The sequence below is a fragment of the Cuspidothrix issatschenkoi CHARLIE-1 genome, assembly GCF_002934005.1.
Lineage (GTDB): Bacteria > Cyanobacteriota > Cyanobacteriia > Cyanobacteriales > Nostocaceae > Cuspidothrix > Cuspidothrix issatschenkoi.
On sequence record NZ_PGEM01000178.1, the window covers coordinates 1 to 17,215 of the forward strand.

Below are 17,215 nucleotides of genomic sequence, written 5' to 3' on the forward strand. Positions count from 1 at the left end.
GATAGAATCTAAAATGGGGTAATATTTGATTTTTGTATGTAATGCCAAATTAATATGAAGCTACATAGACTAAGATTTACGGAATAACGAACCACAGAGGACTCAGACAACACAGATGAATTAACATTTTCTGAGGGGTTTAGCACTGCTAAACCCTAAAACCCTACTATAGCGGTATGTACTTGAATGAGATACAGAATTTACCTAAAAAACTATACACTCTCATGACTTTCAACTCTGTTCCCTATTCCCTGTTCCCTGTTCCCTGCTATACTAATATGAAATGATCAGAAATTGACAAGATAATCAGAAATAATAAATCTGATCGGTACTCCTGAAATGTTGTATGATTATGATATTGTGGGAAGGTCTTACAGTTAGTCAATAATATTAACGTTTATGAAACGTCGAGCTATTGTTAACAGACTATCTCAAGGTGCGATCGCAGCTACAGGAGTAGCCATTGTTGGTGGGTGTCAAAAAGCACAAAATAAAGCGGCAAATGGCCAAACCGACACTAGTAATTTACCTAGCATTAAATGGCAAATGGCCACTAGTTGGCCAACATCTTTAGAAACTATTTTTGGTGGAGCGCAGGTATTAGCAGAACGGGTCAAAGCCCTAACTAACGGTAAATTTATTATCGAACCCCGTGCAGCCGGCGAAATAGCTCCCGGTTTAGAAGTTCTCAACGTTGTTTCTCAAGGTGCAGTACAAGCGGGGCATACTGCTGCCTATTACTACATTGGCAAAAGTCCCGCCCTGGCGTTTAGTACATCAGTACCTTTTGGACTCAATGCCCAACAACAAAATGCTTGGTTGTATGAAGGCGGTGGTTTAGCTAAACTTCAGGAAATTTATGCCCGTAAATTTAATGTGATTCAATTTCCTGCGGGAAATACGGGTACACAGATGGGGGGATGGTTTCGCAACGAAGTGAAAACACTCAATGACTTGAAAGGTCTAAAAATGCGGATACCCGGTTTAGGCGGACAGGTGATGGCTAAATTAGGGGTAACAGTACAGACTCTTCCTGGTGGAGAAATTTTCCAAGCTTTACAAACAGGAGCTATTGATGCGGCTGAGTGGGTAGGCCCCTATGATGATAATAAATTAGGCTTAAACAAAGTCGCTAAATTTTACTATTATCCTGGTTGGTGGGAACCAGGCCCTACTCTAGAAGTACAAATTAATTTAGATGAATGGAAAAAGCTTCCTCCTCAATATCAAGCTGCTTTAGAAACTGCTGCTTATCAATCGAATACAACGATGTTAGCCCGTTATGATGCGCGTAATAGTGAGGCTTTAGAGAAACTATTAAAAACAGGGGTTCAAGTTCGTCCTTATAGTCAGGAAATTCTAGAAGCAGCCGAAAAAGCTTCTTTTGCCTTATATGATGAGTTTGCTGCTAAAGATGCTGATTTTAAAGCAGTTTATGAAATATGGAAACCCTTTAGAGATCGTATTTATGCTTGGAACAATCTTAATGAAGGCAGTTTAACCCGTTATGCCTATGGGAAATTAGGTAACGGGTGATGCTCCCCTGCCTCTAATTTACAACTTGACTACCATGACTGCGGGGGTCATCTTGGGTACTCTCGGTGGCGACGGGGGTGGAAAATTGGGAGGTTTTGCCATTATTTTGTAGGTGGGGAAGGGTAGAACCGGCAATGAGGGCTTCTAAGTTGCTGGCCATGATGGTGCGGGGAATATCACCAATAGTTTCGGCTATGGTTTCCCCTTGTTTACCTAAAAAGACAAAATGGGGAATTCCATCTACTCGATATTTGAGCATTTCTGGCAACCATTTGGTATTATCAACGTTCAACATGACGAAATTCAGGTTTTGGTCATACCGGGCTTTGAGTTTGGCCATGTCGGGGGTCATTTTTTGGCAAACTGTACACCAATTGGCGTAAAACTCGATGAGGGAAGGTTTACCGTTATTGACAGCTACTTCTAAGGGAGTGGAAGATTGATCCAATTCTGCCAGGGAAACTGAGCTAGAATCTGTCTTAAGTCCCAAAAATAGGGCAATTCCCAAAGCGATCGCTACAATGGCAATTAGGAAGTTTTTGATCCGACTACCGGAATTTACAGATGCTTCTGTACTCATAATCAATTTATTAAGACTTATTAACTTAGTTCCTAATCTAGTTTACTGTCTTCCCAGATAATGAAAAAAAGAGTTACTCTAACTTTTCCTAAACGTGCCATTCAAATGCCGATCACTTACCGACTGGCAAAAGATTTTAATGTGGCGGCAAATATTATCCGTGCCCAGGTTGCCCCCAATCAAATTGGTAAACTGGTAGTGGAACTATTGGGCGATATTGATCAAGTAGATGCAGCTATTGAATGGATGCGATCGCAACATATTCATGTATCCCTGGGTTTGGGTGAAATTATCATTGATGAAGATGTATGCGTTCACTGTGGGTTATGTACGGGGGTTTGTCCTACGGAAGCACTGGGGATCAATCCCGAAACCTATAAACTCACCTTTGTGCGATCGCGTTGTATTGTGTGTGAACAATGTATTCCTACCTGTCCCGTACAAGCTATTTCTACTAATCTTTAAATAACTGTTAATAACAGTTGGACTTACCCACGAATTACGGAATATCAAACCGCAGAGGACGCGGAGGACGCAGAGGAATAAGAGTTGCGGTGGATTTTTGCCTAAGTCCTAAACAGATTAAGTTTAGATTAAGCAATCGTTAATTTATGATTCCTATTTTAAAAAAATATATAGGAATACAAACTATTTTTTTTCTAGCGCTATCATGCAAAAACTCGATCATATCTCTAAGTGTTATTTTTTATGGAAATATCCTCACCAACATCAATTCAAACACTAGGTGAAACTGCCCATCAAGCAATTGAAAAACACTTTACAAAAACTATAAAATGGGAAAAAGCAGTTAAAAAAGACGAAGATCCAGAAGCAGTACACCAAATGCGTGTAGGAATGAGAAGATTACGTACTGCTGTGAGTAGATTTGATAAATATTTACATTTACCAAAATCAATCAGTGATAAAAATATTGGCAAATTAGCAAGAGTTTTAGGTGGTCTTAGAGATTTAGATGTTCTCCAAGAAATTCTGGAAAATAATTATCAACCCCATTTACTGCCACAGGAACAAAATTCACTCAAAACCGCTTTTTCTGCTTTGCACAAGCAACGAGAAAATGCACTTGCTGAAGTTCAGAAAATCTTTAAAGACCAAACCTATAAATCTTTTAAAAATGATTGTGAACATTGGTTAAAACATCCTCATTATCAAAGCTTTGCCTCTGTACCTATCTATCACATATTAGCCGATTTACTCTCACCAGAAATTAGTCAATTTTGCCTACATCCAGGCTGGTTAATTGGGACTAAAATTATGGAATCAAAAATAGAATTAGAAACAAAATGGACACCCAATGAATTAGAATCACATCTGAAAACAGAAGGTGAAACTCTCCATAGTCTGCGGAAACAAGCAAAACGTTTGCGTTACCAAATGGAGTTATTTACTGAACTATATGATCAATCTTTTGCCGCATCTATTCATGATATCAAAACTATTCAAGAAATCTTGGGGATGATTCAAGATAATATGGTTTTACACCAGTGGTTAGAGAATATCTTTAAATCAGAACTTGAGACTCAATTATCTGGGTTAATGACTCTATTAGCTGCCAATCGTTATCAATTATGGCAACAATGGCAACCTCTACAAGAACGTTATTTGCAAGCTGATACTAGATATAATTTGCATTTGGTTGTATTACGTTTCAATCTCTAATAGGGAGTAGTAAAAATTGCAATTACCACCGATGGTAGATTCTTCCGTATCCGCCAGTTTCAATCCCTAATAGGGAGTAGCGGAAATTGCAATTATGGTGGGAAAAAAAAGTAAGTAGGGCTTGCTGAAAAAGTTGTCTGTGAGGAGAGGGAACAGGGAACAGTTTCAACTATCTGTGAGACTTCATTTGCCAAAACCTTGCACTTGCTTGTTCTTAAAATCCGCGAAACCCTTATCAATAAACGGTTATAGCTTTATTCAGCAAACCCTAAGTAATGCCCTGTTAACCAACTAACAAAAGCACCCCAATGGGGTGCTTTTTATCTTCTTCCCCATTCGCTCATGAGACACATCCTTCTGGAATAGGCGGGATTTTGGAAAGAAAATCTTCATTGCCTTCTATACTTAAAACCTTAAAAGAAGGTAGCTTATAAACGGCCACTGACAGGTCTAGGTTGTTCGGATTTTTTGTGGAATAGCCATGCCCCTGAAATCCAATCGAAACCTCAATCTCTCGATTCCAAGCCCTTAAAGCCATCTCTTCTACTTCTTTTTTGGTACTTGCTTTTTCCGCAAGGGCTTTTAGCTTGTCTTTTTCGTCGCTTGCCGTTGGGTAGCTTTTGACCCGCACGATAGGATTTACGCGAAGAAAAGGATCGTTATGTTCCGTTTCAACCTCAACGCTTGCCCAAGCTATTTCTTTTCTGCCTATGTCACCGTATGGACACCATTCAAGTTTAATTTTCATGTAAAATCACTCCTAAAACAAAATTAAAATGTTCTGGATCTTGCTTGTAAAACTGAGCCATTTCTCTGGGGTCACGGAATCGCTCGACCCCCATTGAAATGTTTCAATCCCTAATAGGGAGTAGTAGAAATTGCAATCCAAGATCCGAAAAAGCAGCGATACGCTCAAAAAGTTTCAATCCCTAATAGGGAGTAGTAGAAATTGCAATTAGTCTGGATTGAATACGTTTGGCTATTGTGTTTGTTTCAATCCCTAATAGGGAGTAGTAGAAATTGCAATGACACGCCGTAGTTTATTCGCTAGAAGAAGTAGAGTTTCAATCCCTAATAGGGAGTAGTAGAAATTGCAATGACACGCCGTAGTTTATTCGCTAGAAGAAGTAGAGTTTCAATCCCTAATAGGGAGTAGTAGAAATTGCAATTCAAGTTTGAGCAGGATTTTGTCACAGTTGTCACAGGGTTTCAATCCCTAATAGGGAGTAGTAGAAATTGCAATGCACTCGTGACAGTGAGTTAGTAGTCCAGTTGAGAGGTTTCAATCCCTAATAGGGAGTAGTAGAAATTGCAATTTTGATCTTTAAGTACAGCATCACATAACGCTATTGTTTCAATCCCTAATAGGGAGTAGTAGAAATTGCAATGTTAAGCTCATCGGCGCAAACCTTAGCTTTAGACGTTGTTTCAATCCCTAATAGGGAGTAGTAGAAATTGCAATAAATTTCCCAAATTGAATGGGAAGATAAAGAAATGTTTCAATCCCTAATAGGGAGTAGTAGAAATTGCAATCGAACCACATAATATTATTTTCTGTGATGGTGTCTTGTTTCAATCCCTAATAGGGAGTAGTAGAAATTGCAATTTAAGTAAGTTTTTAACGGCGATACCTTTACCTGGTTTCAATCCCTAATAGGGAGTAGTAGAAATTGCAATTACTCGCTTCTAGTGGAGACTTAGCTATTTTTGGTTTCAATCCCTAATAGGGAGTAGTAGAAATTGCAATCTTATAGGGTTGTTTTGAGGTTATCTGTGTCAGGTTTCAATCCCTAATAGGGAGTAGTAGAAATTGCAATTTAAATAAATCATACTCAAAATAAGTTGATGATTTGTTTCAATCCCTAATAGGGAGTAGTAGAAATTGCAATTCCAAAAAATTTACCTTTTTAAAAAACAAGCATCCAGATGTTTCAATCCCTAATAGGGAGTAGTAGAAATTGCAATTTGGGTGGCGTGGGGATGCCCAAACCATCTAAGTGTTTCAATCCCTAATAGGGAGTAGTAGAAATTGCAATTTTTCTTGCATCCGTGCTTTAAGATTGATACGGGTTTCAATCCCTAATAGGGAGTAGTAGAAATTGCAATCTGTAAAGAAGGATACATAAAAAATAAGCTTCACGTTTCAATCCCTAATAGGGAGTAGTAGAAATTGCAATTTGGTTGAAAGATAATGGCAAGTTAAAACCTGGAACTGTTTCAATCCCTAATAGGGAGTAGTAGAAATTGCAATAAAGCCTTATGTGTGCTGTCTTTAGCTGCTAAACGTTTCAATCCCTAATAGGGAGTAGTAGAAATTGCAATGTACAACTCGCATTAATACTATTAGGTAAGAAATAGTTTCAATCCCTAATAGGGAGTAGTAGAAATTGCAATGCCATAAAACATTTGGATGATGTTGCACTTGCTTTAAGTTTCAATCCCTAATAGGGAGTAGTAGAAATTGCAATTCAAAATTGGTGTTCTGCGAATGATGATTCATTTTTTGGTTTCAATCCCTAATAGGGAGTAGTAGAAATTGCAATTTGTACAGCATATCAATAGGTTAAGGGGGGACGTTTCAATCCCTAATAGGGAGTAGTAGAAATTGCAATATTCTTCATATTTAATCGAGTCACTAAACATGGGGTTTCAATCCCTAATAGGGAGTAGTAGAAATTGCAATTAGATATTGATTTGATTAAAATAATCTAGCATAAGTTTCAATCCCTAATAGGGAGTAGTAGAAATTGCAATACTAGAGACTCTGAATTAGTGGCGCAACTCAGAGGTTTCAATCCCTAATAGGGAGTAGTAGAAATTGCAATGTCGTGGCAGTAACCATGAGTGACAGCCTCAAAAGTTTCAATCCCTAATAGGGAGTAGTAGAAATTGCAATTTAGGCAATAAAAGACAAATAGGATTATGTTTTGTTTCAATCCCTAATAGGGAGTAGTAGAAATTGCAATTCGCCAGATGGAAACACCAGATTTAAAACACCAGATTGTTTCAATCCCTAATAGGGAGTAGTAGAAATTGCAATGCTTCTTTAAAGACTTTCTTACCATCCTTAAAGTTTCAATCCCTAATAGGGAGTAGTAGAAATTGCAATCTGGTGTTTCCGTCTGGCGATCGCTCACCAAGAAAGTTTCAATCCCTAATAGGGAGTAGTAGAAATTGCAATTTTTCCGATTAGAACTCATGCAGTTTGTAGACGTTTCAATCCCTAATAGGGAGTAGTAGAAATTGCAATTTGGTTCATCTTTTCATTCAAACTACCAACTTTAAGTTTCAATCCCTAATAGGGAGTAGTAGAAATTGCAATTCTAATCCTTCATAGTCTGCTAAACGCTTGCACGCGTTTCAATCCCTAATAGGGAGTAGTAGAAATTGCAATGCGTCCGTTAGAATACAACGTCAAGGGGAAAAAATGTTTCAATCCCTAATAGGGAGTAGTAGAAATTGCAATCTTTTTTAATTTCCATTTTGGTTAATTGAGTAAGGTTTCAATCCCTAATAGGGAGTAGTAGAAATTGCAATTATCCTCTATGTTTGGGTTGAATTTTTGGTAAGAGTTTCAATCCCTAATAGGGAGTAGTAGAAATTGCAATGCTATGTATTATAGCGGCTGAAATGCTTACTGCACTTGTTTCAATCCCTAATAGGGAGTAGTAGAAATTGCAATAATACCGGGCTTCATGTTTATTTAAAAATCTTTCCCTGTTTCAATCCCTAATAGGGAGTAGTAGAAATTGCAATTTAGGATTTGAAAATCTAAAGGGGAATTATGAAGTTTCAATCCCTAATAGGGAGTAGTAGAAATTGCAATGTTAACCCAACCAGATATCAAGAAACTCTTTAGGTTTCAATCCCTAATAGGGAGTAGTAGAAATTGCAATTTTACAGAACTTGCAAAAAATTTCATCAGTGGAAGTTTCAATCCCTAATAGGGAGTAGTAGAAATTGCAATTACTATTTCACTTTCCAATTTTCTAGCAATCCGTGTTTCAATCCCTAATAGGGAGTAGTAGAAATTGCAATCTTTGTTATACTCGATTTTTTGGATGTTAGCGAGTGTTTCAATCCCTAATAGGGAGTAGTAGAAATTGCAATAGCGGAGTGCTGAAAGCCTATATATATGTAGTTTTCAAGGTTCAGTTGCGCGGATGATATTATAATAGTCCATTTCAGAAATTGTGTCAAGAGGTAAAATAGCCAAAACCTTTGCTGTATAAGGTGCGCGGATGGTTGACTAACAAAAAATGTATAAAAACCTTGCAGAGAAATCATTTCAGCCATTTTTTTACAACCGGGGTTTTTTACACCCACCCACCCGCGCATAAAAAACAGATCTACCAGAGAAATTCCCATATCATGAACTATGCCTTAGAAGCCACATACTTATCTAAAGCGTCCGATAAAGTAGTTTTAGGTACAGCCCCAACAACAGTATTAATTTGTCGTCCGCCCTTAAACACCATCACAGTTGGGATACTCCGAATACCATAATGACTCGCCACAGTAGGATTTTGATCTGTATTTAATTTAACCACCTTTACTTGTCCGTCATATTCTGCCGCTACCTCTTCCACCACAGGAGACAACATTCGACAAGGGCCACACCAAGATGCCCAAAAATCAACCAAAACAGGAATTGTGCTTTCTAATACCTCTTGCTTAAATGTCGCTTCAGTGATATTGGTAATAGATGACATAATTGTTTGCCTAGGGATCAATAATTCCATCATAGCCAATAAATAGACATAGAAATATGTCCCTAAGTTTAATTTTGCTAACTTTCTTATATTGCCAGGACTTACCCAAAACATCATAAAAGTAGGGGTAATTCATGAATTACCCCTAGGGAAAATTGGGATTTCAACCATATTAAAAAAATCAATTAGGGTAGACATTGCCTACCTAAGACAATTTTACCGTGGAGTAGGAGAGTTTTGATCAGCACCACAATGATGACAATAAGGTAATTCTTTATAAGTTAACTCATGGCAATTGTGACATTCAATATATTGATAATAACCGCAGTGGGGACAGTAGCTATCTTGGGGACGGATTTTTTTAGCACAGCGAATACACCGTGATTTTTGAATTCTGCTAAATGCTTGAACTTTAGGATTAAATACAACAGTTTGGAAGAATTTAATCATCCCAAAGCCAACTACAGGAATTAGTAAAATATAGGCATAACTGATGAGAAAAACTAACCCACCAAACAGAACACTAATGATATTAAAGAAAAATTGAAATATCACTCCAATTTGCATAAATTGGAATATTTTCAGAATCAGTGGAATTAAAAATATTACCAATAAATGCCAACTAATTAAGGCTATTAAACCATAACTTTTCCGGTGACTGAAATTATTGACTAATAACGCGATTAAAATTAGTGGTAGTAAAAAGATAGATTGAAAAACTAATTGAATACTAGGATACCAAAACGAAGCGTCTTCATAGCCTTTTTGTAATTCATTAAACTTATTTGTATCATTAAGAAAAGAGAGAAAAGTAATACTTTCTGGTTTTGTTAAAAGTTGATTCTGTAAGCTAGAAATTTCTGATTTTAGATTGGCAATCTTCTGGTTATTTGCTTCTAACTGCTGTTTAGCTTTTTCTGCCCGCACTTGATTAATAGAATTTGCTGAAGACTGTCCAGCAACTTTTTCTAACAAGGTGGAATCATATTGCTGACGAATTGTACTATTTGTTGATTGCAGACTACTAATTTTATTTTGGGTTTGATCTATCGTTGTGAGAAGTTTCTGATTTTGCGGATTATTTAGTTTATCTGTAGATTCACCATAGCTTAAACATATTGGCGAAACCTTACCTAAATGTCCAACTTCTACATCTTGATATCTTTGTTTAATACTTTGTCCATTATTACTAGAAAGTAATGAAGTTCTCAGAAGTTCATAATCTTTATTTTTATTAGTCTGTGTTTTATAACCATCCCATTCGGAATAACATGGATAAGCTTGATAGGGGCTAATATGCCATTCACTAATATTACTTAAACCCGTAAAAACGTTGATTAAAATAAAAATATCTACTAAAATAATGACAATCAAACTCACCTTATTTAGTGGTTCATTATTCACCCTGCGAGAATTATTGAAAAATTGACCTACAAGCCGACGGATTCTAGTAAACATATAAATAGAACTCGGAATATTTAAAACTGAAATTAATGTACCACTTTATTGTTGCTTTGGTAGCAACTTAATAAAACTTACAGCAGTTTCTGAAAATAGGAGGTACACATTTAGCGGGCTTTTCGGCCCGCACCACAAGAAATTCAGTTGGAAGTCTCCTAATACTTTTCAGACATCCTCTGAAAGTCAACCACCCCAAATTTTTTCTAATACTATTTGGGGTGAAACATCTGCTATTTTTCCTGTAGGTGAAGTAATCGTTAAAACTTTCTCACTGGTGGGTAATAATTTTTCAGCATCAGCAGAATTTAACAAAGCAATTGTATATGTTTCTACGGCTACACTTAGTTGTAAGAGGCTATTTTCCACGGATAACATTAAACTAGCACCGCCAATGATGGCGGCTAATCTGCCAATACTATCTGAAGCAGTAACTTTAAGCTGGGGACAAACTTCTAAAAGTGATTTGACAAAATCCTGACTATTGGATTCTCTAATGACAACAATAGGTAAATCTGGCTGTTTTTGCTGACAAGCTGTAATAATTTCTTGCCAACTAGCTAAGGGATAAGTTGTATCTGTAGTTCCACCAGCATTAATGAGAATAAACCCAGTTTCATTTACTCCTAATTTTTTTTGTTCTGCTTGCGCCCATTCGATATCTACTTTAGGCAAATTAACGGTTAGGGGTGGACAAGGAGTATCAATTTTTAAAGGTTCTAGTAAGTCATGGTACATCTTCGCCGCATACTGTGATAGTTTGGGCGTGATTACATTTGTTAGAAAAACTTCACCTTGACCTTTATAGCCTATACGTACAGGAATTCCAGTTAGCCACATTAACAAACCTACTAACCAACTTTGACCCACCATAATAGAGATATCATATTCCCGATCGCGGATCGTGCCCACTAAGTTACCCCAATCAGCTAGACTGTTACGATCTTTATAATCAAAGGTGAAGACATCATTAACTGACTTGCTGAGTCGGTAAGCAGCCTTTGACTGGGGTTCGACAATGACATCTATCTGGGCTTGGGGATAATAACGCTTGAGATCGTCAAGGGTTGCAAAAAAAAGAATTTGGTTATCAATTGAACCAGGTACAAGGGCTACTACACGCATAATTTTTATTGACGCTTATGGTTTTATATTTTAAAAGCATATAGGAATTCAGCAGTTCATAAGTTTTTGAACTTTGAATTTATTTTCACTTTAGTTAACAATTAAGGAAAGTTGTGCATTTACTAATTCCCGCAGCCGGTAGTGGCAAAAGAATGGGCGCTGATCGTAATAAACTTTTGTTAGAGGTACATTCAAAACCTTTGATTGCTTGGACTTTGTTAGCAGCAGAAGCAGCAAATTCCATTAGTTGGATAGGAATTGTTTCTCAACCTAGCGACTGGGAAGATTTCAAATCCATTATCGCTGATTTAAAACTGAAAAAAACAATTGAATTTATTGCTGGTGGTTCTACCCGTCAGGAGTCGGTTTATAACGGTTTACAGGCATTACCGGAAACAGCCAAACAAGTGTTGATTCATGATGGCGCTCGATGTTTAGCAACACCGAGTTTATTTAATGCTTGTTCGGAAGCAGTTCTTGATTGTTCTGGCCTAATAGCAGCCATCTCCGTTAAAGATACTATTAAAATTGTTGACAATAATGGCATAATTACCAGCACACCAGACCGACAACAACTTTGGGCAGCCCAAACACCTCAAGGGTTTGATGTTAAATTACTCAAACAATGTCATGCCGAAGGAGTGCGTCAAGGCTGGGAAGTGACTGATGATGCAGCTTTGTTTGAAAAATGTGGCATTGAGGTGAGGATAGTTCCAGGAGAAGAGACTAATTTAAAAATTACCACTCCTCAAGATTTAGCGATCGCAGAATTTATCTTGAGTCATAGATAAGAAGCAGGGGAGCAGGGGAGGAATTTTGTGATTATCAATCTAAAATCTAAAATCTCGAATGTCTAATAATATACCTATGGCCAGCAAAATAGAAGCGATTCTCTATTTAAAGGGTAAACCGTTATCTATCAGTGAAATTGCTGAATATGCGGCGTGCGATCGCTTCACAGCAGAAGAAGGAATTATTGAACTGATGGAAAATTATTCCCGTCGAGATACGGCGTTGGAAGTGGTAGAAACTGAAATCGGTTATAGTTTACAAGTGCGGTCAGATTTTCATGATTTAGTACAAGCACTGATACCAGTAGAATTAGGTGTGGGTGCTTTAAGGACATTAGCAGCGATCGCCCTCCATAATCCCATCTTGCAAAGCGAATTAATTAATTTACGAGGTTCTGGAGCTTATCAGCACGTTCAAGAACTAGTAGAATCTGGCTTTGTTCGCAAACGCCGCGATAATGATTCTCGCTCCTACGCACTGCAAATAACACCGAAATTTCATCAATATTTTCAAATCGAACAACTCCCACAAATTTTGACCACACCAGAAAAAGAACAACAACTAGAACTGGAATTAGAAGGACTCCAACCAGAACAAGAAACAATTGAAAAGTGAAAAACTCCCTCCCCTGCCCCCCTCCCCTTTTCCCCTTACCTATTTCCCATTCCCTGAGAAAATACGCTACCCTATAGGTATGGTTTAGAGTAGAATTAGCAGTTAAGCTAATATAAATCGCCAATGGTGTTTGATCCTGATTTTTTGCATGACGATTCTGAGCAACACCCTAATCAACTTCTGAATGATCGCTTTGGGGAAAACCCAAATCAATTACTTAAATATTTACAGCATCAATCTCCCGAAGTGTTAGCCCGTGTCGCCCAATCTGTCAGCCCGGAAATTAAACAAATTATTTCCCAGAATGTCCAAGGACTGGTGGGCATAATCCCATCAGAGCATTTTAACGTACAAATTACAACAGACCGGGATAATCTGGCGGGACTACTGGCATCGGCAATGATGACCGGTTATTTTCTCCGCCAAATGGAACAGAGGATGCAATTGGAACATTTATCCAATCAATAGTCATCAGGAGTTCAGGAGTATGGTTAACTCCACGCTATGCCTTCGGCACACTACGTCAACGCTATCAGGAGTTCAGGAGGAAGAAATAAAGAAGAAGATAATTCTCTCCCCTTCTCCCCTGCCTTCTTCTTACTGTCACCTATTACTGAGGACTTTTTCCTGAACGGATCTTAAAAACCTGAATTTTGCCATTGCGGTTAACTTCTATGGTGAGAATATCGCCCACGGTACTGGATTCAACTATTTTGTGAACTTGAGCTTCAATTTTAATTGGTTTACCATTAATTTTTTGAATCACGTCACCAGGAAGCAGTCCCCCTGTCTGTGCTGGTGAATTTTTCACGACTTTTTTAATCGCAATGCCCACATCTGGCTGAATGTTGATTTTATTTCCTTGGGCGAGTTGCTGTTTTGTGGTTGCAGAAATATCTACCATCTCAATTCCTAAGAAGGGGTGAGCCGCTTCTCCTGTGGTAAATAATTCATTAGCGACACGAAAAGCAGTTTCAATAGGGATAGCAAAACCGAGTCCTTGGGCATCGGCACGAATAGCCGTATTAACACCAATAACCTGTCCTTGAGCATTTAAAAGGGGTCCACCAGAGTTGCCAGGGTTAATGGCTGCATCTGTTTGGATAAAACTTACCCGCTTACTAGGAACACCGACTTGGGCGCTGGTTCTATCTGTAGCACTAATAATACCAATGGTGACAGTATTATCTAAACCTAAAGGATTACCAATAGCGATCGCCCATTGACCAGGAATTAAATTTTGTGAGTTACCTAACTTTACCGTTGGCAGTTTATGGGCAGAAATTTTGACTGCGGCAATATCTGTGACATTATCAATTCCCACCACTTTCCCTTCAAAAGTCCGCCCATCTTTGAGAGTTACTTGAACTGTATCCGTATCTGCCACCACATGAGCATTAGTTAATAACCTGCCATCTTCACTGAGGATAAATCCTGAACCCGTACCACGCTCAATTTTTTCTGAAGGCATTGCTGGTTCATGTTTTTTCCAGATATTATGAAACACGGGATTTTTCCAAAATTCAGCTACCGGATCGTAAACTTTCCGAATAGCATTAATTCTGACTACTGCTGGCCCAACCCTACCTACCGCAGTGGCAATAAAGTTGACATTATCACCGTCACCAGAGTTAATAGTTCCATTCACAGGTGCAGGAACAACTACATCTGTTGGTAAAGCTACGGCAATATTTTTTAACTCTGGAAATGCAAGATGGTGTGTCCAAAAATAGCGACTAGCAAATATACCCACACCCCCACCCATGACTACCAAACACAGATAAACAGACAGTTGCTTCCAGGATATCTTCATAATAATTAATAATAATGGCTCTCAAGAACGGCTTTTCCTCATTTCTTTAGTGTAGTCAAGCAAACGTTTAGTGAAAAGATCATTTAACATCTAGATTACGAAATTTATCATTGATTTACGGGGATCACATTTACGACTGAGATTTGATCATCAATGTCATCAAAATACATAGTCAAAAAAGAGGGGAAAATTTTATCCTATCTTTATAATTTCCCCACTAAAATCTAAAAATTAGCGATTTCTGGATTTGTTGGTATGAAATTTTCCTATCGTTCACTATGTTTTTTGAGCTTGTTTAGCACTTTGAGTTTATTATCCACAATCCTGCAGTTAGAAAGTGCTAATGCTAGTCCAGGTAGTTGTCCAATTCCCGCTTTAGCTCGCATTCAAAGGCATCAGGTGAATCCTGGTGAAACCTTAGGATCTATAGCTAATCGCTATAACCTAGCACCGGAAACTATTATCGGTATTAATCCATCCGTGAAAAATGGCATGGTAACACCAGGCACAGAACTACAAATTCTCCCTTTCAATGGTATCGTGGTGGAAGTTCCTGGCAATCAAAACTGGCAACAAATCGCATCTAAATATAAAGTTCGTCCAGATACAGTATTTGAAATTAACGGTTGTCAGAAAAAGCCTAAATTTGTCTTTTTGCCCGTACTACCGGGGGTAGGGACTCAACCGCAAATGGTTTCTGCTACTACACCTAGTCAGTCTACTGCTAACATTAGTGGCTATCCTTTGCCAAATACAGCAAATGTAGGCTTATCCTATGGTTGGCAAATTCATCCAACTACGGGAGATGTATTTTTTCATAGTGGTGTAGATTTATTAGCGCCTGTAGGTAGTTCAGTACAAGCGATCGCTCCTGGAATTGTCGTCTTTGCGAAGGAACAGGGTAGCTATGGCAAATTAGTCATTATCAACCATGCAGACGGATTACAAAGCCGTTATGCCCAACTTGAAAGCATTAAAGTTACCCTTGGTCAAAAGGTAAATCAAGGTGATATTTTGGGAACAGTTGGCACAAGTGGACAACCAACATCTACTCAACCCCATCTACATTTTGAAATGCGTTCTAATGGTTCCCTCGGTTGGGAAGCAAAAGACCCAAAAGGCTTTTTCAGCAATTAAAATTTATGCTTGTATGTTATATTGAGTGTAAGTAAGCAGATCCCCGACTTCTTCAAGAAGTCGGGGATATACATACATATCTACATATAAAAAATTATATTTATGAGTCAACAAATTTCTAACGCCTTATTTCAGAAAAAAGCTGTAAAAAATGCCTTGGGTAATTTTAAATTTCCTCCAGATTTAGAAGAACGTCATCAAATAATTATCAAATGGGTTGCAGCTTTAAACTCAAGTACACTGGATAAAATTAGCGAGGTTTCTTTACAGGGAAATTTTTTAAAAGAGATATTTCAAGATGTATTAGGTTATCGTTCTGTAATTGATGGTGGTGGTAAAAATTGGGAACTTTACCCAGAAAAAAATATTGCTGATGGAGGGGGTTTTGCCGATGCTGCATTAGGATATTTTACCGCCACAGAAAATAAAAAAGGTCAGGCAAAATTACAAGGTCAAGTAGTAGCCCCCATTGAGTTAAAAGGAACTAAGAATAATTTAGATCGTGCTGCATCGGGAAGGGATAAGTCAGCAGTTGATCAAGGATGGCATTATGCCAATTATACCCCTAATTGTCGTTGGATAATTATATCTAATTATCGAGAATTACGATTATATCATATTCACAAAACTCCGGCTTATTATGAAAGGTTTTTATTATCAGATTTAGCAGATTTTCAGGAGTTTAAGAAATTCTATTTTACTCTGTGTCGTGAGAATTTCTTACCTATTAAAGATGTATCTGCCATTGATAGATTATTAAGCACTTCTGATCAAGCACAGGAAGATATTACTAAACAATTGTATGAGGAATATAAACAGGTAAGATTAAACATTGTTAAACATTTTCGCTTTATTGATAAATCAGCTATTTCTAACCGGGATGGGATATTAATTGAAAAAGCCCAAAAGACATTAGACAGAATTTTATTTATTGCATTTTGTGAAGATAGGGGACTATTACCAGAAAAGACTATTGCTAAAGCCCATGATAGCAAAAATGCTTATAATAATCGTCTGATTTGGGAAATTTATAAAGATGTTTTTCGCTGGGTTGATCAAGGTAATGATGATCTACCAATTCCCGGTTATAATGGTGGTTTATTTCAACACGATGCGCTATTAGATGAACAGTTAAATATTCCCGATCCTTTATGTACCCAACTGAAAAACCTGACAAGGTTTGATTTTGATTCGGAAGTTTCTGTAGATATTTTAGGAAGAATTTTTGAACAGTCAATTACAGATTTAGAAGAATTAAAAGCTGATGTTACTAAACAGGAATTTGACAAAAAACAAGGTAAGCGGAAAAAATTAGGAGTCTTTTATACTCCTGCTTATATTACTCAATATATTGTCGAAATTGCCATTGGTGGATATTTACAAAAACGGGAAACCGAGTTAAGACAGCATTTACAGTTAGTAGAATTTACAGATACAGACAAACAGCGAGAAAAAGAAATTGAATTTTGGTTAACTTACCGCGATGACATATTAGTAAAAACGCGAGTTGTTGATCCTGCTTGTGGTTCAGGTGCGTTTTTAATTGCTGCTTTTGATTATTTGCAAAGTCAGTATCAACGAGTGCATGATAATTTGCGGTTTTTACAATATCAAGATTCAGAAAGTCTAGAATTAGATAAAACTATCTTCAGTAATAATTTATTTGGGGTTGACTTATCTCCTGAGTCGGTAGAAATTACTAAGTTATCTTTGTGGTTAAAAACTGCAACTCAGGGTAAAACTTTAAGGCTCTACTAGAGTGGTTAT

Annotated in this window: 14 protein-coding genes and 1 CRISPR repeat array; of the genes, 8 read left to right on the forward strand and 6 right to left on the reverse strand. The window is 37.5% G+C overall.

Features of this window, described 5'->3' with window-relative positions; translation table 11 throughout:
* Nucleotides 1–399: 399 nt before the first annotated feature.
* The gene (locus tag CUN59_RS19200; RefSeq protein ID WP_104389342.1) at nt 400–1,536 is read left to right on the forward strand and encodes a TRAP transporter substrate-binding protein; all 1,137 of its coding nucleotides are present in this window, start codon (nt 400–402) and stop codon (nt 1,534–1,536) included.
* Nucleotides 1,537–1,549: 13 nt separating this feature from the next.
* Here CUN59_RS19200 and CUN59_RS19205 read toward each other — a convergent pair whose 3' ends face one another.
* Nucleotides 1,550–2,116 carry a thioredoxin family protein gene (locus tag CUN59_RS19205; RefSeq protein ID WP_104389343.1) on the reverse strand — a complete coding sequence of 189 codons (567 nt, stop codon included), beginning with the start codon at nt 2,114–2,116 and terminating at the stop codon, nt 1,550–1,552.
* A 60-nt stretch (nt 2,117–2,176) separates the two neighbouring features.
* Here CUN59_RS19205 and CUN59_RS19210 point away from each other — a divergent pair, with 60 nt between their 5' ends.
* Together CUN59_RS19210 and CUN59_RS19215 are read left to right on the forward strand one after the other, a co-directional pair.
* Nucleotides 2,177–2,581, forward strand: coding sequence for an NIL domain-containing protein (locus tag CUN59_RS19210; protein WP_104389344.1), 405 nt, complete (start codon nt 2,177–2,179; stop codon nt 2,579–2,581).
* Between the two features lie 243 nt (nt 2,582–2,824).
* Nucleotides 2,825–3,796, forward strand: coding sequence for a CHAD domain-containing protein (locus CUN59_RS19215; protein ID WP_104389345.1), 972 nt, complete (start codon nt 2,825–2,827; stop codon nt 3,794–3,796).
* 340 nt (nt 3,797–4,136) lie between these two features.
* On the opposite strand, the gene CUN59_RS19220 is transcribed toward CUN59_RS19215, so the two are convergent.
* The 4 genes from CUN59_RS19220 to CUN59_RS19235 form a co-directional block, all read right to left on the reverse strand.
* Nucleotides 4,137–4,544: a hypothetical protein gene (locus tag CUN59_RS19220; protein ID WP_104389346.1), complete on the reverse strand. Its 408-nt coding sequence runs from the start codon at nt 4,542–4,544 to the stop codon at nt 4,137–4,139.
* A 100-nt stretch (nt 4,545–4,644) separates the two neighbouring features.
* Nucleotides 4,645–7,906: a CRISPR direct-repeat array (repeat unit 37 nt; unit sequence GTTTCAATCCCTAATAGGGAGTAGTAGAAATTGCAAT).
* Between the two features lie 266 nt (nt 7,907–8,172).
* Nucleotides 8,173–8,508: a thioredoxin gene (gene trxA / locus CUN59_RS19225; RefSeq protein ID WP_104389354.1), complete on the reverse strand. Its 336-nt coding sequence runs from the start codon at nt 8,506–8,508 to the stop codon at nt 8,173–8,175.
* A 216-nt stretch (nt 8,509–8,724) separates the two neighbouring features.
* Nucleotides 8,725–9,966, reverse strand: a complete 1,242-nt coding sequence (locus CUN59_RS19230; RefSeq protein ID WP_104389347.1) for a zinc ribbon domain-containing protein — start codon at nt 9,964–9,966, stop codon at nt 8,725–8,727.
* Between the two features lie 186 nt (nt 9,967–10,152).
* Nucleotides 10,153–11,091, reverse strand: coding sequence for a glycosyltransferase family 9 protein (locus CUN59_RS19235; RefSeq protein ID WP_104389348.1), 939 nt, complete (start codon nt 11,089–11,091; stop codon nt 10,153–10,155).
* Nucleotides 11,092–11,204: 113 nt separating this feature from the next.
* Between CUN59_RS19235 and ispD the strand changes: the two genes are divergently transcribed.
* From ispD to CUN59_RS19250, 3 genes are all read left to right on the forward strand, one after another.
* Nucleotides 11,205–11,882 carry a 2-C-methyl-D-erythritol 4-phosphate cytidylyltransferase gene (ispD, locus tag CUN59_RS19240; protein ID WP_104389349.1) on the forward strand — a complete coding sequence of 226 codons (678 nt, stop codon included), beginning with the start codon at nt 11,205–11,207 and terminating at the stop codon, nt 11,880–11,882.
* A 58-nt stretch (nt 11,883–11,940) separates the two neighbouring features.
* Nucleotides 11,941–12,498: an SMC-Scp complex subunit ScpB gene (gene scpB, locus CUN59_RS19245; protein WP_104389350.1), complete on the forward strand. Its 558-nt coding sequence runs from the start codon at nt 11,941–11,943 to the stop codon at nt 12,496–12,498.
* A 123-nt stretch (nt 12,499–12,621) separates the two neighbouring features.
* Nucleotides 12,622–12,966, forward strand: coding sequence for a DUF760 domain-containing protein (locus CUN59_RS19250; RefSeq protein ID WP_104389351.1), 345 nt, complete (start codon nt 12,622–12,624; stop codon nt 12,964–12,966).
* Between the two features lie 142 nt (nt 12,967–13,108).
* Here CUN59_RS19250 and CUN59_RS19255 read toward each other — a convergent pair whose 3' ends face one another.
* Entirely contained in the window at nt 13,109–14,311 is a 1,203-nt protein-coding gene (locus tag CUN59_RS19255; RefSeq protein ID WP_104389352.1) for an HhoA/HhoB/HtrA family serine endopeptidase, read from the reverse strand.
* A 255-nt stretch (nt 14,312–14,566) separates the two neighbouring features.
* On the opposite strand from CUN59_RS19255, the gene CUN59_RS19260 reads away from it, so the two are divergent.
* Together CUN59_RS19260 and CUN59_RS19265 are read left to right on the forward strand one after the other, a co-directional pair.
* Nucleotides 14,567–15,448, forward strand: coding sequence for a LysM peptidoglycan-binding domain-containing M23 family metallopeptidase (locus CUN59_RS19260; RefSeq protein ID WP_104389353.1), 882 nt, complete (start codon nt 14,567–14,569; stop codon nt 15,446–15,448).
* A 102-nt stretch (nt 15,449–15,550) separates the two neighbouring features.
* A complete protein-coding gene (locus tag CUN59_RS19265) occupies nt 15,551–17,206 on the forward strand; it encodes a DNA methyltransferase (RefSeq protein WP_133164053.1) in 1,656 nt (551 codons plus the stop codon).
* The last annotated feature ends 9 nt before the right edge of the window (nt 17,207–17,215 follow it).